The following is a 25,862-nucleotide window of genomic DNA, read 5'->3' as shown; positions in this document are numbered from 1 at the left end:
CCTAACTTTCTTTTTCAAGGAGTATATTCAAAAACTTTTGAGTGGCTAAGGAAAGGGGTTTACTCTTGTTGGTTAATATACCCACATTTATCTGAGGAATCTCTTCTATAATCTGAACTTCTCTAATGATTGCCGTGTTCAAGTCCTGTTCTGCTACATTTTTTGAAACAAAACCAATGCCCATATTGGATTTTACAGCTTCTAAGATGACCTCTAAAGAACCAAATTCAAACGATGGATGAACTTTGAGTTGATTCGCTTTATAAAATTCTTCAAGAATTTTTCGCGTCGTTGATTTTTCTTCAAGACAAATAAGTGGGTGTGCGCTGACCTCCTTTAATGAAAGTTTAGTAAAGGGTATCATGGGAAGATAAGTATGCGTTGCGATGAATATATTGTCGATGGTACTAAAAGGTGTAACCTCAAGGCCCTCATAGTCTACATTTGGATTGAGATTGATAATGGCGATATCAATTTCACCATTTTTTAAGCGTTCCACGGATCTTGGAGAAGGTCTGTTGTTAATGGATAGTTTTACCTTTGGATAAATTGCATTGAAACTTTTGATTTTCGAGAGGAGTAAATAACGTGTAATGGTATCGCTGGCACCGATAAAAACGGTGCCTTCATCGAGTGATTTGATGCTATTAAGAGAATTTTCTGCAGATCTGATAAAGTTAAAGGCTTTTTCAATGTGTTTGAAGAGCACTTCCCCTTCAAAGGTCAAACGAATATTACGACCCTGCCTAAAAAATAAAGTCACTTCAAGTTGCGATTCTAAAGACTTTATAGATTGGCTGACCGCAGACTGAGTGACATGGAGATTTTGTGCAGCTTTAGAAAAATTGAGTTCATCTGCGGCAAAGTAAAAAAATTTGTAGAGTTCGAAGTTGATATTGGGATAGAGCTCCATTCAAATACTCCTTTTTCTATATTATAATCAGGTTATGATTATGTAAAACGAATGAGAAGTTTAAGTTATGTTTATTTAAAAATTGATTAGTAGGACTTATGAATATTATATCAAATATTTTTGAAAATGTAATATTTTCATGATGAAAATGTATTTTTTATTTAAAATAGAATGCATAATGCGTAAAATAGAATATAATGAAAGCAAAACAAAAATATTTAGAGAGAAATATCACAGGAATTGGGTATAAACCCACGGTGATCAATGAGCGGAATTGGATGTTAAGGGTAGGTAATAATCAAAGCACCACTCAAAGGGTACTGGAAAGGTAGACAATAAAATAAGGGGGGCAAAAGAATGAAACAAAAAGTTTTTGCAGTTACTTTGGCAATGCTGATAATCTTTGTGGGCATACCACTTGATTTTGCGGTGAAATACAAAACAGCTTCAGTTGTGGAAGTAACGGGAATCGTTTCCGTTTTAAAAGCAGGAGGCGAGAAGGCTTTTACGCCTGAAGTGAATACGGTACTAGAACATGGCGATCGCATTATAACGGGAAAGGGTGCTTCTATAGCACTTCAAATTGACAAGGACAAGTATATAAAGGTCGGCGAAAAAACATATATGAGTTTAAGTGAACTCATGTCAGAAGCTGAGTCTGGAGGCGATTCGACCAACATCAAGCTATTCACAGGAAAAGTTTGGGCATCTCTTAGCAAACCACTTGCAGGTGATGATTCCTTTGAAATCGAAACACCTACGGCTGTTATGGGGGCAAAAGGCACAAAATTCTATGTCAAATATGTGATTTCACCCACACCAGAGCAAAAGGAAAAAAGCAGTACTGAACTGGTGGTTCTAGAAGGTAAAGTCAGCATGAAGACACAAGTGGCAAAGCAAGGTGAATCAGGTGAGACACCTGCTACACAAGATGTTGAACTCTTTGCAAATGCAAACGAAACGTTGTTACTTGATCCAGCATTCATCCAAGGTATTTCTGATGAAATTACGAGTAGATTAAATGCGGGTGAAGCGATTGAGCAAATTAATATTCAAGAAGTGGTCAGCAAAGTCGGAAAAGCTCAAAAAATTGAAGTGAAAAACTTGGATTTGTTTGTACTTGAAATTGTAGCGGACGAACCCGATGCTTACGATCCAAGCATCACGGATGGCTTAGACCAACTCATTGAACAGAAAAGACAAGAACCTCAAAATGATGTGGATTTAGGAGAAAAACCTCCAAGCATTATTTATGATTTAATATCAGATGCAGGGGGTGCAGGGGGTGCAGGTGGTAACGCGGTGGTGCCTCGAGTACCTCAAGTGCCTCAAATACCTCAAGTGCCTCAAATACCTCAACTTCCAGGTTCAGGTGGTGGCAATGGTTCCGGAGGCAATGATGATGGTGATGCTGATAACGGTGGTGTTGAAACCTTAGCGCTGGAAGTGACAAAAGTTGAAATCGTCGATGCAACTTTAAGTGATGGCATCGCAGATCATATTGTCGTGACTTTTAATCAAGATGTGAGTGATTCAACTTATGTCTCATCAAGTGGCGCTTATATAGAATCAGGCGGGACGCTGGGCGCCATTGATTTGTCAAAAATTTCGACAGATCACATTTCTGGCATACCCCATGTAAGCAATGATTCCGTTCTTGTGTTCAACCTTGATACAACTGGGAAATCAATTAATACAATTCCAATGGGCTATTTTAATGTACCTCATGTGGGCATGATTCAATCAAAGACAGGTGAATCCCTTGGAACTGTCACTAACTTGATCACAACAGATAAGATCGCACCAGTGGTTTTAGGTGCAATGATTTCTTTGGAAGGTACTGCAAAAGATAAATATATTAGACTGGTCTATTCAGAGCCTATTTCTAATTTGAGTTCAAATCTTTGGGAAAACGTTAGAATTGCAGCCACTACGGGGACTTCTTATGGTGAAGCACAGGCAATTGGCTATGAAAAGAGCTCAACTGCAGCGCTTTATGTTGAAGCTCAGAAGTTGAATTATCCAACGGTTCACTATGTAAAAAATGCAGCTTTAGACGGTCACGAAAGCATTCGCTTGAAGATGAACAGTGAAGTGTCTACCTACGTCTCAGATATAAATGGAAATCAAAGAGTGCTTCAAAATGACATCAGTCTCTTAGGACTTGAGACGGATAGTCAGAAAACGATGGTTTCAGATGTAACGGTACAAACCTTAACGCCAAATACAGATTATTTATTCACGGTTAAATTGGATGATTATTTATCTGCGGCACAAATGGAGACGTTGACCAGCACGCCTGAAATTTTCTTGCATGGCTCTTTTTCAAACGCAAACGCAGAGTTTGTTGACGTTCAATATTTATTCGGAAGTACAGGTCAAATCAATATCAATTTCCATGTGACTGTTTTCGGAGGTGCACTTGCGAACAATGACGCAGTAACCATTAGCTACAGTCATCTCTACGATCTGTTCGGATATCCTGTAACGGATTATTTTGATAGTGCAGAGCAAACCACACGAACTTACCAATACGATGCTTCGGCAGATGCTTGGACGATGGATATGGCACCTGTAGGTGATTTTTATGCAACGCGGGCTGCAACCCTAGATGCAGATGGTGATGGCTTGGTGGATCATCTAGAAGTGACATTCAATAATCCTGTGGATGATTCGACTTTCACAGCAGAAAATGGGATTGTTTTACAATCAGGCGCGTCATTAGACCCAGTAGATGATTCGGCGATTGTCACCAATCTCACAGGCACTTATGCTGACGTTGTGGATGATACCGTGATCTATTTAAAACTGGACCACACTTCTAGCAGTATTTCATATAACACAGGTGGGGTAGGGACACTGACAATTCCTTCTGGAACGATCAAAGATTTAGACGGTTTTTCAAATGATGCTATCATAAACTTGGCGACAACAGATCATGCAGCACCTGTGATTGTTGCTGGAATCCATTCGTTTGCTGGGACAGCGGATGATAAAATGATCAAACTCATCGCATCAGAACCACTTGATTCAAGCAGTTTTGAAACGCCTGATTTGAGAATCATCAATGCCAGTGCGAGTACGCATAATGATGCAAATCCAATCGCATTTGGCATGATGAATATGAATGCGGGTGATCTCGGAAATGAACTCAGAATAGAGCGGCTAGATTATAATACGATCCAAAATATCACGCAGTATGTCGTTGCAGAAGAGAGCACTTATCTCTATTACAGTGATGGCTTGACGATTGCAGATGAAATTGGCAATCAAACGGTTTTAACGGGTCAAAAGATAGCTTTGCAGGGCAATATATTGGATTCGGTTAAAACAACCCTTAAGACGGTTGATTTGACAGACCTTGGATCCAATCAATACCGCATTAGCCTCATATTTGACGACTATTTAGATAACAGTAGTGCGACAGATTATATGGGAATGCTTAGTGATATGGTAGGCTTCGTTGGTGGCAATAACAATAGAACAATTATGAGCTATAGCTATAACGCGGGTGTCTTCGATGAGATCTCTCTGAGCTTTGTCGTTCAAATGCAGGCCCCTTTGCTTACGACTGATATGTTTGTAATCGACATTTTAAGTTTATTGGATTATCAAAGTATCCAAACTTTGGTTACAAATGAAAGTGTAGAGAGAACTCAATTTAATCTCGTTTACGATTCGGGTTGGACTATGGATTCGCCTTATTTAAATCTATTAGAGGCTAACACGGTGGATTATGATGAAAATGGAAAAATCGATTTCATTCAATTGGTCTTTGACAAAGCGGTTAAAGATGCTTCCTTTGTGGATGTAGGGGCAATCGTAAATTCAACTCTAATTTCGCCAAGTGCTGTGGATACCAGTATGCTCATAAGCCCTGTTGGACTAGATTTGACAGATGATGCAACTGTTTATTTTGCTGTTGCTGAAGGTGATATTGGAAACACAGCGGCAGAAGGGACACTTGACATACTCTCTTCTGGAATGATCAAAAGTCTTTATGACCATTCGCTTTCAGCGACGAATGGCATTCATGTCAACGATAAAGCAGGACCAGTTTTGATGGATTCCACACTGGATTTATCACTGCCTTATGACGAAAAATTCATTTCAGTGAAGTTTTCAGAGCCGATGAATGAAAGTGATGTAGTCGATGTATCTAAATTGAAACTCATGAGTTCTGGGATCTATGCAAGTGTCCCTATGGATCTATATGGGACGACAAGTGTTTTAGGAGATCAAATCTTTATTAAACCTTTGGAACTTGGCGATGTAGAAGATACAATACCTTCTTTTATCAGCAGGCTATCTAAATACCTCTACAATTCGGCTACTCCAGAAAGTGGTATTGCTGCGTTAAGGGTAGAAAGTGGCTTCGCAATTTCATCGGATCATGGAGAAAATTATGTATTACCAGCGGAGCATTCATACCCTTATGATGCGATTGCACTGAGTTCCATTGTGAGAATAAATAGCACAACAAGCGTTTCCTGTGTGGAGACGACATCCAGCACGAGCGTTAAGATAACCTATACAGACTATATAGAGTCTTGGAATCATCTCGATAATGCTTATAAGCCTGCACAAATTGACGTTTTGAGTGGTAATATTACAGTCATATCAGAGGCCGTTGGCACCGATCACAAATCATTGGAACTTGTATTGAATAGCCCGCCTCAAATAGAGGATAAAATTACAATTAGCCATGTGAGAAACATAACGAACAGTTATGGTGATGATGCCCATACAGCGCCAATATATGCTCAAGAGGTAATTCTTGTATTTGATGGTATTGAATGGGTAATTGAGCTACCTTAAAGGAGGAAACGATGAAAGCGATTAGAAAAACAGCACTTTTTATGATGATCATGATCGTCGCGACACAGTTTTCCCTTGTGTTTGCAGTGGACGTAAAACCGATTACGCCAGTGGATCCAGAAATAAAAAGTGATTTAACCTTGGGTCTAAATCAGCCTTATGGATTGGCGACGGATTATCTCGGCAATGTATATGTGGCCGACACCTATAATAATATGATAAAGAAAGTAACGGCCACTGGTCTTGAACTGGTGGCAGGTGGCTTCGATGGGAAGAACAATATGGATTTACCTAGGGGAGGCCTCTTAGATGGAAAGGCACTTGAGGCGCGATTTAATAAACCCAGAGGTCTTTTGGTCACCCAATCGGGCGTCATCTATGTGGCGGATACAGGCAATCATGTCATTCGAAAGATTGAAGCCAGTGCGGTGTCCACAATCGCTGGGACTGGAACAGCTGGCTTTACAGATGGCGCTGCCAGTGTCGCACAGTTTAACTTGCCTTCAGCTTTGGCGATGAGTTCGGAGGGCAAACTTTATGTGGCGGACACTTTAAACAGTTGCATACGGGTTATCCGTAAAGAGGGTTCTGTTGAAACGCTTTCATTTACGCCAGATGGAAAGACGTTGACTTCAGGCAAGCTCAATGAACCGAGCGATTTGTTATTTGATGCTCAAGGCGTGCTCTATATATTAGATAGTGGCAATCAAGCCGTTAAACGCGTTAAGGATGGAGTCATCTCTCTCGTTGCAGGCAGCGTGGGCGATTTCAATTTAGAAACAGGATACGTCAATACTGGACTTGTCAACGGCATGGCCGGCGAGGCAAAGTTTAATTTTCCAAAGGGATTTGCTCTAGATGAGAAAGGCAACCTATTTGTGGCCGATTCCTGGAATCACGTAATTAGAGTGATTACAGATGATGGCATGGTTAGAACTTACTCAGGCGTGCTCTTTAGTGGGAATGTCAATGGCGATATAAAAACCGCAAGGTATAATACGCCAACGGGACTGACGATTAAGAACAATACTTTGATCGTTTCAGATATGTGGAATAATGAAATCAAAGAAATACCCATTGATTACAATGATGTGAGTTTTGGATATTCTGAGGCAGATTTAAAAGCACTCATTGATCCAAGTCAATCCTCTGAAGTGTGGACGTTCTGGGAAGCAAAGCAAAAGGTTAACCTTGATAAAACAATTATCAATGACAAAGGCACTTATTACTTGCCGTTTAAAGCGACGATGCTGCATTATGGGTATGCCATTTCTTGGGATGCTGTAAACAGACGTGTCCTTTACACGAAAGGGGATGTAAAGGGGTTTATAGACGATTCGACTGGGATGGCGATCTATGAGGCCAATAGCTATTTAGCGATAGATCATTTTGAAAGGATCGTCAATAAAAAATTTGGAGTCCTTGAAGCTTACAAAGCGATCGTCACAATAGAGTGATTAAGATAAGATCATCATGAATAAAATAGCCAAGGTCCTCTTAAAAGTTAAGAGATGGCCTTGGCTATTTTTATTCAAACGCGATACAATTATTGAGCTGAAAGCAAGTTGTAATAAGCTTGATCGTATTCAGCTCGTTTTTGAAGTTGAGTGATCATAGTTGCTAAAGCTGTTTTGATAGCAGCTTCATCTTCATCGGCTATAGCCGTTTTAAGTGTTGTCATCAATGTCTTTTGAGAATCTCTGTCAATGCCATAAGTTGTTTTAAGAGCATCTCGTTCGGCTTTTAGAGCTTCTCGATCTGTTGGATCGTTTGCTTTAAATGTTTCAATTTGAGTTTGAGCTTCTGTTCTTGTCAACGTACCGGCTTCAAGACGGGATTTAAGTGTATTTAATAATGCTTTATAATCCGCTTCTTTGACTTCGTTTTTAGATTTCTGAAGTGCCATTATAGAATCTCGAATTGATTTTTGTAAGTCAGAAGCGGCTTCGAAGCTGTCTAAAAGCTCTGGAGCGTATAAGATGACAAGCTCAAGTGAACGGTCACCCATTTGTGAGCCTCTTTCGCCATTTCTTGGCATATACTTATTATCAGTTTCAGGTCTGTCTTTTAAATCGCCTTTAACTGGACGTTCAGTAGTGGTGGTGTCTGCGGGAACCGCTGTGACGGTATTTGCCGTATTATCAGCAAAAGCCATTGTTGGCATGAGCATTGCACCAATTAAAGCAAATACGGCTATTTTTTTTATAAATTCTTTTTTCATTTTAAGTTCTCCTTTCATCTCGGTTGTTAAGCAAACTGATTTTAGCTGCTCTATAGGGATAGTTTAACAGAGGCGTATGGTCATATCAAAGGTGAAACTGTGGCAAATTAGAGGTAAAGCACATTTCAATATTTTTACTAAAGTCGCGTTATGGTATGATAAATCTAAAGAATGGAGTGAGTTTCATGCAAAAAAAAATCTATGTGGCAGATGATGAAAAAAACATTAGAGAGCTGATCATGAGTTTTCTAAAAAATGACGGCTTTGAAGTAAAGACCTTCGAAGATGGAGAAGCGCTCTATGATGCCTTTATGATAGAACCCGCAGATATGATCATAATTGATATTATGATGCCCAAAATGGATGGCCTCTCTTTATGTAGTAAGATTAGAGAAAAACACAATGTCCCTATTATTATAGTGTCTGCAAGGGATAGTGAGCTGGATCGCATTACTGGGATCACCATAGGAAGTGACGATTATTTGGTAAAACCCTTTTCACCAATAGAACTTGTGGCACGCGTTAATGCCATCTTTAGGCGCATGCAGTTTGATCAGGGGCATTATGAAGCCAATCCGCTGTTAAGTTATGGCGATTTAACGATTTCTGTAGATCAGAGAGTCGTCTATTGTAAAGAAGCGCCTTTGGATTTAACGCCAACTGAATTTGCACTTATGGTCTATTTATTTGAAAACCAAGAGCGTGCTATCTCTAGAGATGAACTGCTTAAAAATGTCTGGAAATTTGATTTTGATGTGGATACACGTGCCACCGATGACGTGGTCAAGAGGCTTAGAAAAAAACTCAGTTTTTCAAATGTGAAAATTGGTGCGGTATGGGGGTTTGGATTTAAGCTTGAGTTAGAGCGTCAGGTCAAAGGAGAGTAGGCTCATATGAATAAAACTAAAAAACTATGGACTATTGAACGCAAAATTATGATGCCTTATATTGGGTTTATGATCGCATTGCCCTTAGTCATTTTAATCGTATTTAATATTGCCATGCGGCTGTATACGGAGAAAAATGCACGCGATGAGATTCGCAATACACTTGTGGCGACAAATTTGATGCTTAAACAACAACTGATAAAGCGGCCATTAGACTTTTCGGATGAGACGGATCGAAAGCGTTTCAGTGACCAGATCGATTTTGTCAATGAAATTTTTAAGGTTTCAAGGATGGCCAACAATACGGATATTTTTATCTTCTCCAAAACAGGTGAGTTAATATTCCCTTCAAATAGAGCAGAAACGGACCCCGTCATTTTAGCGGCGAAAGAGGCCGTGCTCATGCAGGAAATTGACGGTATTCAGCGTGTAACGGTCAATCAAATGACGTATTTAATCGCAGGCGCAAAAATTGAGATTAATCAACCCACATCTGAAAGTACGCCAGATAACGCACCTAAAAATACATCAGGGAATTTATCTGCAATTAGGCCTACGAGTAAAACATTCCATGCCGTTTACGTGTCTTCCCTTAACGCTGCAAATCTTTTGTTAAGGCGTATTAACTTAATCTTATTGAGTATTGTCGGTGTAACGCTCTTGATCAGTAGTATCCTTTTTAAAAAAATAGCAGCGAGTATTTCCAAACCCATCATGGAAGCCTCTTCTTATGCGGACGCAATATCCAGTGGCAAATACGACAAGCTTTCTGTACATCAAGATACAGCAGAGATTTATCAACTGATGCACAGCCTTAATCAAATGAGCCTTAAGTTAGAAGTACAAGATCAAACTCAACGTAATTTTCTACAAAACGTTTCACATGAACTCAGGACACCACTCATGTCGATACAGGGCTATGCAGAAGGCCTTGTAGGGGGTGTCTTTAAAGAGGTTACACATCCTGCTCAGATTATTGCAGATGAGAGTATTCGATTAAAAGGGTTAGTAGATGAGCTCATTACGCTTTCAAGGCTTGAGAGTACCTCAGTCAGTGTTCAAAAGTCTGATGTCGAGCTTAAGCAATTCTTGCTTGATGTTGTAGAGAGAGCTGCGGGTGCTGCGCTTAAAGCCCATAAACAAGTCAAGTTAGTCTGTGAAGATTCTCTAAAGCTATACCTAGACGAAGCCTTACTTGAAAAAACCATTTCAAATCTTTTGAGCAATGCCATAAGACATGCCCAGTATTGGATTGAAATCAAGGTTGAAAAAATGACGGAAGTTGTAAAAATCAGTATATCAGATGATGGCAAGGGGTTTAAAGCGAGTGAAATTGAATTTCTCTTTGATCGTTTTTTTAAAGGCAGTGAGGGCAATCATGGATTGGGACTTGCTATTGTTAAGAGTGCAGTTCATTTAAATGAGGGCACAATAAAGGCTTACAATGGTGTAAAAGGGGCTGTTTTTGAGATTGAGTTTAGAGTATGAAGCAAAAGGGTTCCTACTTCTGGGCCCTTTTTTTATACCTAAAAAGAATGAGTTAATTCATGATTAGCACTGCTAATTAAAGTCATTAATAATATTAATTTTATTTATAAATAGCCCTGTGATAAAATGAGAGAGCAAGAAAATGTGATTATGATGCATACCAAGGGGGACAATATGAGTTTAGTAAAGCGGATTTTGGTTCAAAAAAAGGTGAATTTTGATGTAGAAGCACAGGCAATCGGGCATGATCTTAAACAGACACTTCATGTCAATACACTCGAAAAGGTAAGCATCATCAATGTCTATGATATGGAAGGCGTCAACGCAAATAAACTTGCAGAAATCAAAGCCTTAATCTTGTCGGAGCCAAATGTGGATAATGTCACTGAAACAACTTTCAAATTGCCTGAAAACAGTAGGGCTTTTAGGATTGAACTTCTTCCAGGACAATATGATCAAAGAGCAGATTCCGCTGCGCAATGCATAGAGATCGTGACACTTGAGAATAGACCCGAAATTGTGACTTCACGCATTATCGTTTTAGAAGGTATAATATCAGACGCTGAATTCGAAAGGATTAAAACGTACCTTATCAATCCTGTGGAATCTAGAGAAGTGCCACTTACACGCCCAGAAACCGTTAAAATGAAAACACAAGAACCACAACCGGTTAAAACAGTTGAAAATTTTATAGAGATGTCATTTGAGGAAATTGTAGTGTTTAAAAGCACAATGGGATTTGCAATGACTGTGGCAGATGTGGCCTTTATTCAAAATTATTTTAGAGAGACTGAACATCGAAATCCAACGATTACGGAACTTAGAGTGATTGACACTTACTGGTCAGATCACTGTAGACATACCACTTTTTTAACTGAAATTGAGTCGGTTGAATTTGAAGAAGGTGCATTTGCACCTGTTTTGAATAAGGCTTACAAAGCTTATCTTGAAGCGCGCAAAGTGGTTTATGAAGATCGTAAAAGAGACATCACACTGATGGACCTTGCCACGATCAATATGAAAACGCTTAGAAAAGTAGGGGGCCTTGAAGATTTGGATGTATCCGATGAAATCAACGCCTGTAGCATAGAAGTAGATGTTAAAATAGACGACAAAAAAGAACCATGGCTCTTGATGTTTAAAAATGAAACGCATAATCACCCGACTGAAATTGAACCTTTTGGGGGTGCCGCAACTTGCCTTGGAGGAGCGATTAGAGACCCTCTTTCAGGGCGAAGCTATGTCTATCACTCAATGCGTGTAACGGGTGCAGCTGATCCTACGGTACCTTTTGAAGCCACGCTTGAAGGCAAACTGCCGCAGAAGATCATCACTCAAAAAGCAGCAGCAGGTTTCAGCGCTTATGGCAATCAAATTGGACTTGCAACGGGGATGGTATCCGAAGTCTATGATGATGGTTTTTTAGCAAAGCGCATGGAAGTTGGCGCAGTGGTTGGTGCTGTCCCAAAAGCAAATGTGGTTAGAGAAAAGCCAGTTGAGGGCGACATCATATTATTAGTTGGGGGTAGAACGGGAAGAGATGGTATAGGCGGCGCTACGGGATCTTCTAAGGAGCACGACGAGGAGAGCTTACTCACCTGTGGGGCAGAAGTGCAAAAGGGCAATCCACCTGTAGAACGCAAAATTCAAAGACTTTTTAGAAATCCGAAGCTTTCTAGGCTCATTAAAAGATGCAATGATTTTGGAGCAGGCGGCGTATCTGTTGCCATTGGAGAATTGGCAGACAGTTTAAGGATTAACTTGGATGCAGTTAAGAAAAAATATGACGGTCTTGATGGTACTGAACTTGCAATTTCTGAATCTCAAGAGCGTATGGCTGTGGTCGTCTCACCTGAAAATGTTGAAACTTTTATCATTTATTGTGATCATGAAAATCTAGAAGTTTCAGAGGTTGCCAAGGTTACCGATGATGGCAGACTCGTTATGACATGGAGCGGGCAGGAAGTTTTAAACCTATCGAGAGCTTTTCTAGATACAAATGGTGTAAAAGGCAAGACTTCAGTGATCGTGTCTGCGCCTTCGGATGAGACCTTTTTTAATGCCAATAGAGCGGATTTATCTCATAAGACAGTAGAGCTTAAAAACAAGTGGATTGAAACCGTAAAAGACCTCAACAACTGTTCACAAAAGGGCTTGGTAGAGCGTTTTGACAACACGATTGGTGCGGGCACAGTGTTAATGCCTTTTGGCGGTAGAACTTACAATACGCCAATTCAAACCATGGTGGCAAAATTTCCAGTGCTTTCGGGTGAAACCGATACGGTTTCTATGATGGCTCATGGTTATGATCCGCGCATTGGGAAGTGGTCTCCTTTCCATGGTGGCATTTATTCTGTGGTGGATTCCATTGCAAAACTGGTTGCAAGTGGTGGGGCTTATGAGAAGGTAAGACTTTCCTTACAAGAGTACTTTGAAAAATTAGGGAATGACCCTGTCAAATGGGGCAAGCCGTTTTCTGCACTACTGGGTGCAAGTTATGCACAGAGCCAAATGGGCACAGCAGCTATCGGTGGTAAAGATTCTATGTCAGGCACTTTTAAAGACATCAATGTCCCGCCTACTCTGATCTCATTTGCAGTGAATACAGCAGAAGGCTGTGAAATTATATCACCAGAATTAAAATCTGGTGGCAATGCGATCGGGTATTTTTACGCAGAGAGAGATGCAACTGAAATCGTGGATTTTAGCAACTTGAAAAAGGCTTACAGCGAAATTCATAAAGCCATTTTAGAAGGACAAATTATATCTGCATATGCAGTTGGCAAGGGTGGCATTGCACTTGCGCTCACCAAAATGGCCTTTGGAAACGAAATTGGGTTTACGCTTGAAACGGATTTGGATTTGTTTGAAGAGGCCTATGGCAGTATTGTTTTTGAGATCAAAGAAGGGACGGTTTTAAGCGGATTATCATTTGCAAAAATCATTGGAAAAACCACTGAAACGCCAACCATTACCGTCAATGAAGTGGCACTGGAGCTGGATAGACTCATGGCAGAGTGGGAAAGACCACTGGAGGCAATATTCCCTAAAATTCATGAGGATCAAGGCAACTGCGAGACCATTACTTGTTTAGAGCGCTCTATATATGTGCCTAAAGCACAATTTTCAAAACCAAGAGTGCTCGTCCCTGCATTCCCAGGCACAAATTGCGAATGGGATACACAACGTGCTTTTGAAAAAGCTGGCGCAGTGGCAGACCCATTTTTATTCAGAAATTTGACACCAGAGGCGACAATGGCATCCATTGATGAACTGGTTGAAAAAATCAATAAGAGTCAAATGCTTGCAATTCCGGGTGGATTTAGTGCTGGGGATGAGCCAGAAGGCTCTGGTAAATTTATCGCATCGGTTTTCAGAAATCCAAAAGTTGCAGAAGCACTTATGAAACTCTTAAATGAGCGTGATGGCCTAGTAATCGGTATTTGCAATGGCTTTCAAGCACTTGTGAAGCTTGGCCTCTTACCATACGGTGAAATCAGGACTTTAGATGAGAACGCGCCGACATTGACTTTTAATAAAATCGGGCGTCACGTGGCGAGAATGGCTCATGTGAGAGTATCCTCTGTCAAATCACCTTGGTTTGCAAATGTAGAAGCGGGCGATGTCTTTGAAACGGCGTTTTCTCATGGAGAGGGCAGATTCTATGCGGATGAAAAAACACTGGAGACCCTTAAACAAAACGGTCAAATCGCGACTCAATATGTGGATTCGAAGCATCAAGCCACTTATGACGGCAATTTTAACATCAATGGATCTGTCATGGCGATAGAAGGCATTACTTCGGCAGATGGTCGTATTCTAGGTAAAATGGGACATGTTGAACGTGTGGGAAAACATCTTTACAAGAATATCTATGGGCAGTCAGATCTGAAAATATTCGAAGCAGGCGTCAACTACTTCAAATTGTAATAAAAGCTGTGTGCATTGATATGAGAAGCGTTTGATTGATCATGAAAACTGAGATAAAGACCAAAGGGTTGAATTAAACCCCGAATGTGATAAAATAGGTCATATTCAAAAAAACAATTCAGGAGGTCTTATGAGGTTGAAATGGCAGATGACCATGTTGCTGTTGTGTATAATGTTACTTTCTTCGGTGACATTTGCAAGTGAAGTGACTTTGATCATTAATGATCAACCGATTGGCAATGATGATTTGATTATTGTCCAAAATGATCAGTTGTATGCATGTGTAGCAGATTTTTCCTTGCGGTATGGAGGCGAAACCCATTGGTTCGATAATGCAAAATTAGCGGTGGTAAACTATCAAGAAAAATATATGAGTTTTGAATTAGAGTCCTCTCAAGTGATTATCAACAATGAAACTTTGACGATGGAAGCACCAACAATTAATGTAAACAATCGCGTTTATGCCCCTTTAAATTTTCTGATTGAGCAGCTGTCAGGTACTTTTATTTGGAATGATCGCAATTTAACGCTTACGATTCAAAGTGATCAGTTTAAGCTAGATGAGGCAGATAAAGTGGTTTTGACTTATACCGATGAGGATTTGCTTTGGTTGTCTAGAATCATTGATGTTGAAGGGCGTTCGACTTCACCAGCGATGAAACTTGCCATAGCAAATGTGGTTTTAAATCGTGTAAAGAGCGCTAGTTTTCCCGCTACAGTGTACGACGTTATTTATCAGGAAGGTAATTACAAACAATTCCCCCCTGCGCACAAGAGTAGTTTTTTAACGCTTGAGCCTTCAAAATCCAGTATTGTTGCAGCAAAGAAAGCTTTGACAGGTGAGAACAATGTCGGAGATTGTCTCTACTTCAACAACAGACCGTTTTCAAGCAAAGCAGATGATCTGTATACCATCATTGACGGAGAATATTTTTACAAGTAAAGCATTTTACAATGGAATCCAAAAATACAAATGAAATAAAAAAACAAGTGCTTTCAATGGTTAAAGCACTTGTTTTTTTTATGTATGAATTCAGTACTTGGTTTTTGACACTCTATACTTGCAATATGAAACAGATATGATATAATCGAACAAGAACACACGTTCTATTTGGAGGATGTCATGGAAATTTATGAAAAACTTGAAATATTAGCCGATGCTGCCAAGTATGATGTATCATGTTCATCTAGTGGCAGTGAAAGGGCCAATACGGGTGGCCTTGGCAATGCCACTAAAGCGGGCATTTGCCATAGTTGGGGTGATGATGGAAGATGTATTTCACTTCTAAAAATTTTGATGTCCAATAAATGTGCCTACGATTGTGCCTATTGCGTCAATCGGTTGTCAAATGACTTTCCACGTGCTGAATTTGAACCAGAAGAAATTGTGGCTTTAACCATTAACTTCTACAGACGGAATTACATAGAAGGTTTATTTTTGAGTTCAGCCGTAACACGGAATCCCAACTATACCATGGAAAGGCTTTTAATGGTCGTGAAGCGGTTGCGAACAGAGGAAAATTTTCAAGGCTATATCCATTTAAAAGGCATTCCTGGCGCTGATGATAAACTGATCAAAGAAGCGGGACTCTATGTAGATCGTATGAGCATTAACATCGAATTACCTACAACCAGTGGACTTAAATTATTAGCCCCTCAAAAGGATCGTCAATCCATACTGGGGCCGATGAAACTCATAAAAAATCAGATTGATCAGCATAAATTTGAAAAGCGTCATAAAGAATTGTTTGTACCAGCAGGTCAATCGACGCAGCTTATCGTAGGTTCTACAAATGAGACAGACTATCACATCGTCAAGCTCTCAGAAGCGCTATACGATAAGATGGCACTCAAAAGGGTCTATTATTCAGCTTATGTTCCTGTGAACAACCATCCCGATATAGTGCCTCATAAAGTGCCACCACTTCAAAGAGAACATCGTATTTATCAAGCGGATTGGCTCTTGAGATATTATGGCTTTAAAGCGGATGAAATCGTGAATGAAGCACATCCAAATTTAGATATGCTGGTGGATCCCAAATGTCAGTGGGCGCTCCGAAATATGCACTTGTTTCCGATGGAAGTAAATCAAGTGAGCTTTCTAGAATTATTAAGAATACCAGGCATTGGGAATACTTCTGCAAGACGCATTATGGCGGCGAGGCGTTTTGGATTTGTTTCCTATGAGTCGCTTAAAAAAATGGGTGTCGTTTTAAAACGTGCAAAGTACTTTATTACATGCAAAGGGCAATATTTCGGTGCTGGGGATTTAGAACCTTTTAGGCTCAAACAAATATTACTGGATAAACCTAAGCAGAGCCAGATGAGCCTCAGTGACTTATATCCAGAGGCATTTGGCATAAAGACACCCATAATCACAACTGGGGGTGACACTTATGGATTACTTACATGATGGCAGCTTCGAGGGCGTTTTGACTGGAATCTACCTGATGTTTCACAATAAAGCCAGTGTTGAAAAGGATCAGCTCTTGTACGCTAAGACATACCAAATGAAACTCTGGTGTTCCTATCAAATGGTGATCTGTGACCGCGATCAAGCATATAAAGTAGCAAGATCAATCATGGATACTTTTGGAGAAGAGGGCTTCAAAGTGGTGCTTTACAGTTATCTTTATGAATCGCCTGATTATGGCACCCTACTGTTTAAATTTTTAAAAAGAGCTTATAAACTTGGGTGTAACGCCATAGAGTGTTTAAGTGATGAAGCTATTTTTAATCTCTATAAATGCTATAGAGCCGTTGCAAGAGAATCACACTTGATGCTTGGACTTTTGAGATTTGCACAGCTCGATCAAGACATCTACTACGCGCAGTATGAGCCTACCTACGATTTGACGGGGATACTCGCGCCACATTTCGCCGAACGCCTTAAGGACCAACTGTGGGTCATTCATGACACCAAGAGGGGAATAGGGGCTTTCTATGATGGTATCAAATGGTTCTTACAGTCAATAGAGGCTTATGAGCAGCTCAAATTTTCAGAAGAGGAAGCAAAGTATCAGGAACTTTGGAAGCGATACTTTGATCATATTGCCATAACGGAGAGAAAGAACCCAAAATGCCAAATGAATTTTATGCCGAAAAAGTATTGGAAATTTTTAACTGAAAAGACGTTTAAAAACGATTAAAAGCTATTAAAAGCCATCTGACTTGAATTTAGAGTCAAATGGCTTTTGTTTTATTTAAGTAAATATTTATTAAATTCCAGATAAATATTTACTTGACGATATTGAAATAATTTTTGGTTGTGATATGATATTTTTAGAAATACGCTTTGATTTAAAAAAGGAGACTGTGATGATACTAGTTTTAGGTGGCGCAGGCTATATTGGAAGCCATGCGGTAAAAATGTTAATTGAAAATGGCGAGTCCGTTGTGGTGGTGGACAATTTGGAGACCGGACATTTGGGATCTGTTAATGAAAATGCGCTTTTTCATCAGGTGGATATTAGAAACGAAGAGGCACTTGCCGCAGTATTTAAAGCACATGAAATAGAGGCTGTCATGCATTTTAGTGCCAATTCACTGGTGGGAGAATCCTGTGAAAATCCGCTTAAGTACTTTGAAAACAATGTTTATGGTGCAAATGTTTTATTAAAGGTTATGAGAGATTATAATGTAAAAAAAATCATTTTTTCATCTACGGCTGCAGTTTACGGAGAACCTCAAATCGTACCGATCACGGAAGCCAATGAAACGCTTCCTACTAATCCATATGGGGAATCCAAGCTTATGATGGAAAAAATGTTCAAATGGGCAGATATTGCTCACGGTATAAAATTTGTTTCGCTACGGTATTTCAATGTTGCTGGAGCCGATAAATCAGGTGATATTGGCGAAGCACATACCGTTGAAACACATCTCATTCCGCTTGTTTTGCAAGTACCTTTAGGCAAGAGAGAGGCAATTTCCATTTATGGAGATGATTATCCCACAAAGGATGGGACTTGTATTAGGGACTATATTCATGTGATTGACTTAGTTCATGCACATTTATTGGCACTAAATTATCTCAGAGCAGGGCATGAGAGCAATATTTTTAATCTTGGCAGCGGAGAGGGCTTCTCAGTAAAAGAAGTCATTGAAGTCGCGATGGAAGTTACGGGAAAACCCATTAAAACCATAATAGCACCTAGAAGAACTGGGGATCCATCAGTCCTTATTGCATCGCCCGATAAAGCGAAGACTATTTTGAAATGGGCACCAAAGCACACAAATGTCAGAGAAATAATTGAAGACGCTTGGCGTTTTCATGTCAGCAAGCCAAATGGCTATCCAAAATAGAGGTGATTGAATGGAATTGAGCACATTAAAATATAAGTTTTATAATATTTATAAAGAAGATCTTTCGCAGTCTAAAACACAAGTAGCCGTTAAGACTTATTTTTCACCAGGACGCGTGAATCTGATTGGTGAGCATATCGATTATAATGGGGGGATGGTTTTACCTTGTGCGATTAATTTGGGGACATACGCTGTGGTTTCTAGAAGACAGGATTCAAGCGTTAAAGTCATGTCGATGAACTTTGAAGAGATGGGGATTCTATCTTTTGAACTTGATCAAATTGAAAATGAACCCGCAATGGATTGGGCAAATTATCCTATGGGGATATTCAATGAATTTATAAAACGGGGTCATGCGATCGAAAACGGGTTCAATATACTATTTTATGGTGATTTACCAAACGGGGCAGGACTTTCATCCTCTGCTTCAATTGAAGTTTTGACGGCGACTCTGATCAATGATTACTTATCTTTTGGGCTCACTAAAACTGAAATTGCACTTTTGTGTCAGAAATCTGAAAATGAATTCAACGGCGTCAACTGTGGGATTATGGATCAGTTTTCGATTGCTCAAGGGGCAAAAGATCACGCGGTTTTCTTGAATTGTGACACCTTGACCTATGAACTCGTGCCAGCGGCATTAAAGGACTATTGTTTGATGATTATCAACACCAATAAAAAACGCGGTCTTGTGGATTCAGAATATAATACAAGAAGAAAAGAATGCGAAATTGCGTTTAAGTTAATTCAAAAAGGATTCCATAAAAGACCCATCAAATATCTTTGTGATCTTACCCCCATCGAATTTTTAGAAGTTGCAGAGCTTTTGAGTGATGATGCAGTTTACAAGCGCGCGTATCATTCGGTCGTGGAGAATTTTAGAACGCATGAAAGTAAAAAAGCGCTGAGCAGTGGGAATCTCATAGAGTTTGGCGAGTGGATGTACAGTTCTCACGAATCCCTTAAAAATTATTTTCAGGTGAGCTGTAAAGAGCTTGACATCATCGTAGACCTTAGTCGGAACATTAGGGGTGTTTTAGGCGCAAGAATGACAGGTGCTGGATTTGGAGGCTGTGCCATCGCACTTGTTGAAAAAGACAAATGTGATTATTATATTGAGAAAGTGGGTAGATCTTATAATGATAAGACTGGGTTAAAAGCTGACTTTTATATAGCTGAAATTTCGGATGGAACAGGAGCAATACATGAAAGTTTTTAAGCATATTGAGACGCTGTTGGATTATGGCGTTGCTCACGAATTGATTCAAAAGACAGATATTTTTGTGGCTCGGAATGAGCTGTGGAAGTTACTCGGCATAGAGGCTGATTTGGATGCCGTTCTTGCGGCATCACAAGATAAAGAACCATGGCACTTTGAAGATTTATTTGAAATTTATAAACTTTTGGATTTGATTACAGAAGATGCGAAAGCACTCGGTCGTTCATTGGAGTTTTTGTATGAAGTCGAGAGTTTTCAAGCTGAAATCATGTCAAAGCTCATGCCGAGAATGTCAGAAGTCAACAGGCTATTTTATGAAAAGCATAGGCAGTCTCCTCAAGCTGCATCAAAGTATTTTTATGCGCTATCGAATGCGTCAACTTACATCAGAATGGATCGAGTATCCAAAAATGTAAACTGGAAGGCAACCTCTCCGTATGGTGCCTTAGATATCACGATCAATTTATCGAAACCCGAAAAAGATCCCAAAGAAATTGCACTGCAAAAAAATGTAAAGGCCTCTAAATATCCGAAGTGCTTATTGTGCGTTGAAAATGCAGGCTATCAAGGCAATATCAACCATCCCGCTAGGCAAAATCACCGTGTTGTTGAGATGGCACTTGATCACGAACCTTGGTACCTCCAATATTCACCATATGTGTATTATAACGAACATGCAATTGTGCTCTGTCACGAACATCGAAGCATGAAAATTGATCGACATACGTTTATAAGACTCTGTGATTTTGTGGACGTCATGCCGCATTACTTTATTGGTTCAAATGCGGACTTACACACCGTTGGGGGATCTATTCTCACACATGATCACTATCAAGCGGGATGCTATGAAATGCCTATGATGCGTGCCCAAACACTGCATGTCCATAAACCCAAAACTTATGAAAATGTAGTGATTGAAGTCCTCAATTGGCCACTTTCTGTATTAAAAGTTTGCTCGAAGTCTAGAGCACAAATTATTGAAATCTCGGATCTTATTTTAAAATCATGGATCGATTACAGTGACGAAAGTGTAGCGCTTTTCGCATATACAGACGAACGCCATAACACCATTACGCCGATTCTTAGAAAAAATGGCGAGATATATGAAATGTATCTCGCACTTAGAAATAATAGAAAGACAGAGGCGCATCCAGAGGGCCTTTTTCACCCGCATAGAGCACATCACCACATAAAGAGAGAGAACATTGGTCTGATTGAGGTCATGGGACTTGCCGTATTGCCAAGTCGATTGGTTCAGGAAATGGACGAGATTATAAACATGGCTATAAAGGCGGGTCAATTGGATATTGAGGCGTGTACGGCGCATTCTGAAATTGAAAAGCATGTGGTTTGGCTTATGCAGTTAAGGCCTGAAATAGATGCGATCCTTGCCGATCAGACTAAAAACATATCTGAAAAGCGCATTGCAATGGAGTTGTACTTAAAAGATCAGATTGGCCATAAATTTGCTTTGGTTTTAAGGGATGCAGGTGTGTATAAATCAAAATCTGAGGGCATGTTAACTTTCTTGAAAAGAGGCTGTGGCCTATAGCGCTAAAGGGTTGTATCATATGAATAAACGGAGGTGACAGTATGAGTGTTGAAGTGATAAAAGAGGCGCAATTAAGTGAACATTTTGGAAAAGAAATCCATCGCATAAAACTTAAAAATCAAAATGATATTTCTGTGGAATTATTGACGCTCGGGGGGACTCTACTGAGTATTGTGACACCAGATCGAACTGGAAAACTCGAGAATATTTTGTTGACTTATGATCATATTGAAGACTATATCGAAAATCCATATTATTTAAATGCCAGTATTGGACTGACAGCTGGACGTATAAGAGATGGGGCATTTATAATGGATGACATTTCATATAAAGTGCCAGTCAATAATGATATCAACTGTCTTCATGGCGGGCCCAATGGTCTTCACGCAAAGATTTGGAAACTTGAATCTTTTAGGGCCACTTGCGAGTTTGAAGAAGTTATTCTCAAAACACACCATTGTCATCTCGAAGATGGTTTTCCAGGCAATATTAACATAAGAGCGATTTATCGATTGAGCAATGAGGACACCTTAAAGATCATCTATGAAGCGGAGACGGATAGAAGTTGTACCCTGAACCTTACCAATCATAATTATTACAACTTGTCTGGAGCCGTGTTAGATGAGATTGGACAACATGAACTCTTTGTCAATGCGGAATACTATAAAGCAATAGACGCACATGGTCTGCCTATCGAAGATTTAGTGAGTTGTTTAGATTCTGACTTTGACTTTACGCACAGTGCAACCCTTGAAAAAGCACTTGAAAAGGGTTTAGATCACCCGTTTTGTATAGAGTTTAAAGTGGATGAAGAGATGCCCGATGTGGTTTATAAAGATCCAAAGTCTGGTCGTGTTATGAGCATTACGACGAATCAAGAAGCTGTGGTGATCTATTCCAATAACGGCCCATACAGGACACATAAAGCCATTTGTTTTGAAACGCAAGGCTATCCAAATCAAATTTATGTTTTGGATGCTGATGAAGCTTACTTAAATGAGACAAGCATTGCATTTGGTGTGGAGGCGTAAGGCGAGCAGGTGTAAAGTGTGCTGGCGTAAACCCAAAGATTTAAAGTAGAATTTTAGATTAGAGTGTCAAAACCAAAAGTTGAGCAACAATCTCCCCTATGATGCGTTTACGGAATGTATACGATAGAACATAAGGGTAGATTATTCGAGCGAAACTGGATTTTGACACTCTTTTTTTAATAGTTTGGCAGATCGTGATCTTAAGAAATTTGTAAGAATATTGTGAAGCAGTTTGTCATAATATTTTGGTATGATATCTCTAGAGTGCGCAATCTTAATAAATGAAGGGGGAAATAAAGTGAAGCATACCATATTGATCTGTGATGACGACATGGCCATTGTCAACTCAGTAGAGATTTTTTTAGAAAATGAAGGTTATCATGTTTTAAAGGCATATAATGGGAGGGAAGCTCTAAAATACATAGAGTCAAGTGAAATTCACTTGCTTCTTCTTGATATTATGATGCCTGAAATGGATGGATTTGAGGTTATGAGAAAAATGCGGATGGACTACAATTTCCCGATTATCATGGTCACTGCAAAATCAGAGGATTTAGATAAGATTATGGGTCTTAACTTGGGGGCGGATGATTATTTAACCAAACCCTATAACCCTTTAGAGCTCATCGCTAGGGTGCGCTCTCAAGTGAGGCGTTATACGAAACTCGGCGGACAAAGTCAAACGATAGAAACTTACGGGAATATTTACAAAACAGGAGAATTAATTCTAAATCCAATCAAGAGGGAAGTCACAGTGGATGGCGACATCATCTCACTGACGGCCACAGAATTCGGTATTCTAGAACTCTTACTCAAAAATAAGGGGAGAGTATATACCATAAATGAAATCTACGAAAAGGTTTGGAAAGATCATGCAATTGCTGCAGACAATACGATAGCGGTTCACATTAGGCGTATCAGAGAAAAAATAGAAATTGATCCTAAAAATCCAAAATACTTAAAGGTGGTGTGGGGCATTGGCTACAAAATTGAAGACATTGGTTAGAAGTTCGCTTACGCAAACAGTGGTTAAAATTATATTGACCATATTGGTACTTGTGGTAAGCCTTAGTTTCTTGTTTATTGGGCATTATGAAGACCTTTATTATTCGGGGTTATATGAATCGGAGGATTTTAGTTATGAATTTCAAAGACGTGTCCATAATGTGATTGAAAAAGAACTGGTTTTAAAGTCTACTGAAGCCATAGAAAAAATGGCCGCAGAAAATCAATCATATGATTACAATGATTTAATTTCAAGATGGTATCAGATTCAGAGCAATTTATTGGACGCGTCCAGCTTCAGATATTATATTGAAAACAATAGTACAGGGGAACAATATAGCAATTTAAGTGCTCTTAAAAATAAGGAAAGCTTATCTGATTACGCTTTTCGGTTGACAATAGATCGCAATAAGATAGAGGCTACAGAGATCAGGAATGGGAAGATTATCTATCTTGAAAGCTATTCCAGAAGTACTATTTTAGACAATGCGAAAGCTATTGGAAATTGGGAAGGGGTATTTGTTCTACAAGTGCCTGTTGAATCCAATGATGTCTTTAAAGAATTGACGGATCAATACAAAGCAATTGTCCCTTTTCTTGAGAGTAGAAGCAGTCTTTACGCAGGGATAATGGGTGTGATTATTTTAGGCATTTTCCTGTTCATTTATTTGGTCATAAGCGCGATTAAAAGCCAAAACTCAAAGAAAAGTATTTCAGATCATATTCCAAATGATATAAAGAGCGTTATGATTTTAGGCTCATTTCCTATTATGATTGAAGTTTTAGAATTTTTTACTTTTGATCCTTTTATCATGGTGGCGCATCAAAGAGAACAATGGATAGAAATCGCAAATATAGCGATGGTTTTCCTCTGGGTATTTATAGGATTACAGTTTACGCTTTCTCTAATAAGGGCCTTATCAGAAGGCAGTTTGTTAAAAAATACAATGGTCTATATGATTTTTCAAAAAGGTTTTCAGGGTGTTACGAGAATTTTAAAGCGTTTATCGCGCAGTAAAACGTTTAGGCGACGTGTAATTGTTTATGCTTTTGTTTATGGGTTTGGCAATTATGTATTGGGGATGATTTTTGCCCTAGATTATGAGATTCTAAGTCTATTTTTATGGATTCTGTTCAATGCTTTGTGTTTCTATTTAGTCTATAGAAATCTTCAAAGTCTTCAAATTATAATGCGGTATGTTTCCGACGGTGATGTTTCAGAGCCGATGGAGTCAGAATCCATTTCGCCCTTATTTTATAATTTTGCAAATCAAATCAATGGCCTTCAACAAAATTTAAAAAAGGCAATTCAAGAAGCGATAAAAGGTGAACGCTTGAAAACAGAGCTCATCACGAATGTATCGCACGATTTAAAAACGCCACTCACTGCAATTGTAAATTACACATCTCTTCTTAAAAATAAGGAGATTGAAGATGCAGAAACAGTAAAATACATTCAAGTGATTGATGAAAAAGCGGGTGTTTTGAAACGGTTAATCGATGACGTCCTCGAGGTGAGCAAAGTAAGTTCTGGCAATGTTGAGATCAATATGGAAGTATTAGATATCAATCAATTGATTCAACAGGTTCTTGGCGAGTTTGAAGAAGAACTTAAAAATCATCGATTAAATTTAATTACCACTGAACTTACTGTACCCCTCTATGTGGAAGCAGATTCTTTAAAGCTTTGGCGTGTGGTTCAAAATTTGGTGTCGAACATCGCTAAGTACGCATTGCCCGATTCTAGAGTTTTCATTCTGGTTAAAAATACAGACAAACATGCGGTTGCAGAATTTAAAAACATTTCAAAAGACATGCTTTTGACTGGGAACAATGAACTGATGGAAAGATTTGTGAGAGGAGATGTTTCCAGAACACAGGAAGGCTTCGGACTTGGACTCGCCATAGCAGGTGATCTTATGAAACTTCAAAAAGGCCGCCTTGACATCGTCGTTGACGGTGATTTGTTTAAAGTGACTTTAGTGTTAAATGTTTGTGAAAACTCGCAAAAAGACGTATAAAGTAGAAGAACTAATAGTAAATATTAGCGTTCCTAATATCAAACGTGAATATTAAGAAAATTTACAAGAAAATAATTCGTTATCCCCTTGACGCCAAGGGGATATTTTTATATGATGAATCTAACCCGAGGGAAGATGGCCCCCACTTTTTCAAAGTGGGGGATCCTCTTCCTAACTCAACGGAGTTTCTTCCGTTGAGTTGCAAGCCAGCGGCTTGTGCGAGGGTTACGAAGGTAGCGAAGCGGACTGAGTACACTGTTGCGGCATAGGTCTCTGTATCATTGAGGCGAGGGTTACGAAGGTAGCGAAGCGGACTGAGTACACTGTTGCGGCATAGGTCTCTGTATCATTGAGGCGAGGGTTACGAAGGTAGCGAAGCGGACTGAGTACACTGTTGCGGCATAGGTCTCTGTATCATTGAGGCGAGGGTTACGAAGGTAGCGAAGCGGACTGAGTACACTGTTGCGGCATA

General features: G+C 39.5%; 17 protein-coding genes. 15 read left to right on the top strand and 2 right to left on the bottom strand.

Features of this window, described 5'->3' with window-relative positions; translation table 11 throughout:
- Position 1: 1 nt before the first annotated feature.
- Entirely contained in the window at positions 2-913 is a 912-nt protein-coding gene (locus F3D3_RS00590) for a LysR family transcriptional regulator (protein WP_069870183.1), read from the bottom strand.
- 357 nt (positions 914-1,270) lie between these two features.
- Between F3D3_RS00590 and F3D3_RS00585 the strand changes: the two genes are divergently transcribed.
- Positions 1,271-5,731 (top strand): FecR domain-containing protein, encoded by a 4,461-nt coding sequence (locus F3D3_RS00585; protein WP_069870181.1) that lies wholly within the window; start codon positions 1,271-1,273, stop codon positions 5,729-5,731.
- Positions 5,732-5,742: 11 nt separating this feature from the next.
- On the top strand, positions 5,743-7,188 hold the full coding sequence (locus F3D3_RS00580; protein WP_069870179.1) for a hypothetical protein: 1,446 nt from the start codon (positions 5,743-5,745) through the stop codon (positions 7,186-7,188).
- 89 nt (positions 7,189-7,277) lie between these two features.
- Here F3D3_RS00580 and F3D3_RS00575 read toward each other — a convergent pair whose 3' ends face one another.
- Positions 7,278-7,952 carry a hypothetical protein gene (locus tag F3D3_RS00575; protein ID WP_069870177.1) on the bottom strand — a complete coding sequence of 225 codons (675 nt, stop codon included), beginning with the start codon at positions 7,950-7,952 and terminating at the stop codon, positions 7,278-7,280.
- Between the two features lie 185 nt (positions 7,953-8,137).
- Here F3D3_RS00575 and F3D3_RS00570 point away from each other — a divergent pair, with 185 nt between their 5' ends.
- The 13 genes from F3D3_RS00570 to F3D3_RS00515 all read left to right on the top strand — a co-directional run bounded on the left by F3D3_RS00570 (position 8,138) and on the right by F3D3_RS00515 (position 25,390).
- Complete coding sequence (locus tag F3D3_RS00570; protein ID WP_069870175.1) at positions 8,138-8,839, top strand: response regulator transcription factor; 702 nt, start codon at positions 8,138-8,140, stop codon at positions 8,837-8,839.
- Between the two features lie 6 nt (positions 8,840-8,845).
- Positions 8,846-10,327, top strand: coding sequence for a cell wall metabolism sensor histidine kinase WalK (locus F3D3_RS00565; protein WP_069870173.1), 1,482 nt, complete (start codon positions 8,846-8,848; stop codon positions 10,325-10,327).
- A 174-nt stretch (positions 10,328-10,501) separates the two neighbouring features.
- Positions 10,502-14,257, top strand: a complete 3,756-nt coding sequence (locus tag F3D3_RS00560) for a phosphoribosylformylglycinamidine synthase (protein WP_069870171.1) — start codon at positions 10,502-10,504, stop codon at positions 14,255-14,257.
- A 130-nt stretch (positions 14,258-14,387) separates the two neighbouring features.
- On the top strand, positions 14,388-15,200 hold the full coding sequence (locus tag F3D3_RS24525; protein ID WP_069870169.1) for a cell wall hydrolase: 813 nt from the start codon (positions 14,388-14,390) through the stop codon (positions 15,198-15,200).
- Between the two features lie 11 nt (positions 15,201-15,211).
- Positions 15,212-15,340, top strand: a complete 129-nt coding sequence (locus F3D3_RS24850; protein WP_255364357.1) for a hypothetical protein — start codon at positions 15,212-15,214, stop codon at positions 15,338-15,340.
- A 40-nt stretch (positions 15,341-15,380) separates the two neighbouring features.
- Complete coding sequence (locus F3D3_RS00550) at positions 15,381-16,670, top strand: putative DNA modification/repair radical SAM protein (RefSeq protein WP_069870167.1); 1,290 nt, start codon at positions 15,381-15,383, stop codon at positions 16,668-16,670.
- Entirely contained in the window at positions 16,654-17,406 is a 753-nt protein-coding gene (locus F3D3_RS00545) for a TIGR03915 family putative DNA repair protein (RefSeq protein ID WP_069870165.1), read from the top strand. The genes F3D3_RS00550 and F3D3_RS00545 overlap by 17 nt, the downstream gene beginning before the upstream one ends.
- 166 nt (positions 17,407-17,572) lie before the next feature.
- Positions 17,573-18,562: a UDP-glucose 4-epimerase GalE gene (gene galE, locus F3D3_RS00540; protein WP_069870691.1), complete on the top strand. Its 990-nt coding sequence runs from the start codon at positions 17,573-17,575 to the stop codon at positions 18,560-18,562.
- Between the two features lie 10 nt (positions 18,563-18,572).
- Positions 18,573-19,781, top strand: a complete 1,209-nt coding sequence (locus F3D3_RS00535; RefSeq protein ID WP_084388731.1) for a galactokinase — start codon at positions 18,573-18,575, stop codon at positions 19,779-19,781.
- Positions 19,768-21,333 (top strand): UDP-glucose--hexose-1-phosphate uridylyltransferase, encoded by a 1,566-nt coding sequence (locus F3D3_RS00530; RefSeq protein ID WP_069870163.1) that lies wholly within the window; start codon positions 19,768-19,770, stop codon positions 21,331-21,333. The genes F3D3_RS00535 and F3D3_RS00530 overlap by 14 nt, the downstream gene beginning before the upstream one ends.
- Before the next feature lie 41 nt (positions 21,334-21,374).
- Entirely contained in the window at positions 21,375-22,364 is a 990-nt protein-coding gene (locus tag F3D3_RS00525; RefSeq protein WP_069870161.1) for an aldose epimerase family protein, read from the top strand.
- Positions 22,365-22,662: 298 nt separating this feature from the next.
- The gene (locus F3D3_RS00520; RefSeq protein WP_374700055.1) at positions 22,663-23,370 is read left to right on the top strand and encodes a response regulator transcription factor; all 708 of its coding nucleotides are present in this window, start codon (positions 22,663-22,665) and stop codon (positions 23,368-23,370) included.
- The gene (locus F3D3_RS00515) at positions 23,342-25,390 is read left to right on the top strand and encodes a sensor histidine kinase KdpD (RefSeq protein WP_069870158.1); all 2,049 of its coding nucleotides are present in this window, start codon (positions 23,342-23,344) and stop codon (positions 25,388-25,390) included. The genes F3D3_RS00520 and F3D3_RS00515 overlap by 29 nt, the downstream gene beginning before the upstream one ends.
- Positions 25,391-25,862: the final 472 nt, after the last annotated feature.

Origin of the sequence: Fusibacter sp. 3D3 (assembly GCF_001748365.1) — a bacterium.
Lineage (GTDB): Bacteria > Bacillota > Clostridia > Peptostreptococcales > Acidaminobacteraceae > Fusibacter_A.
This window is presented reverse-complemented; position numbering and strand designations above follow the sequence as displayed.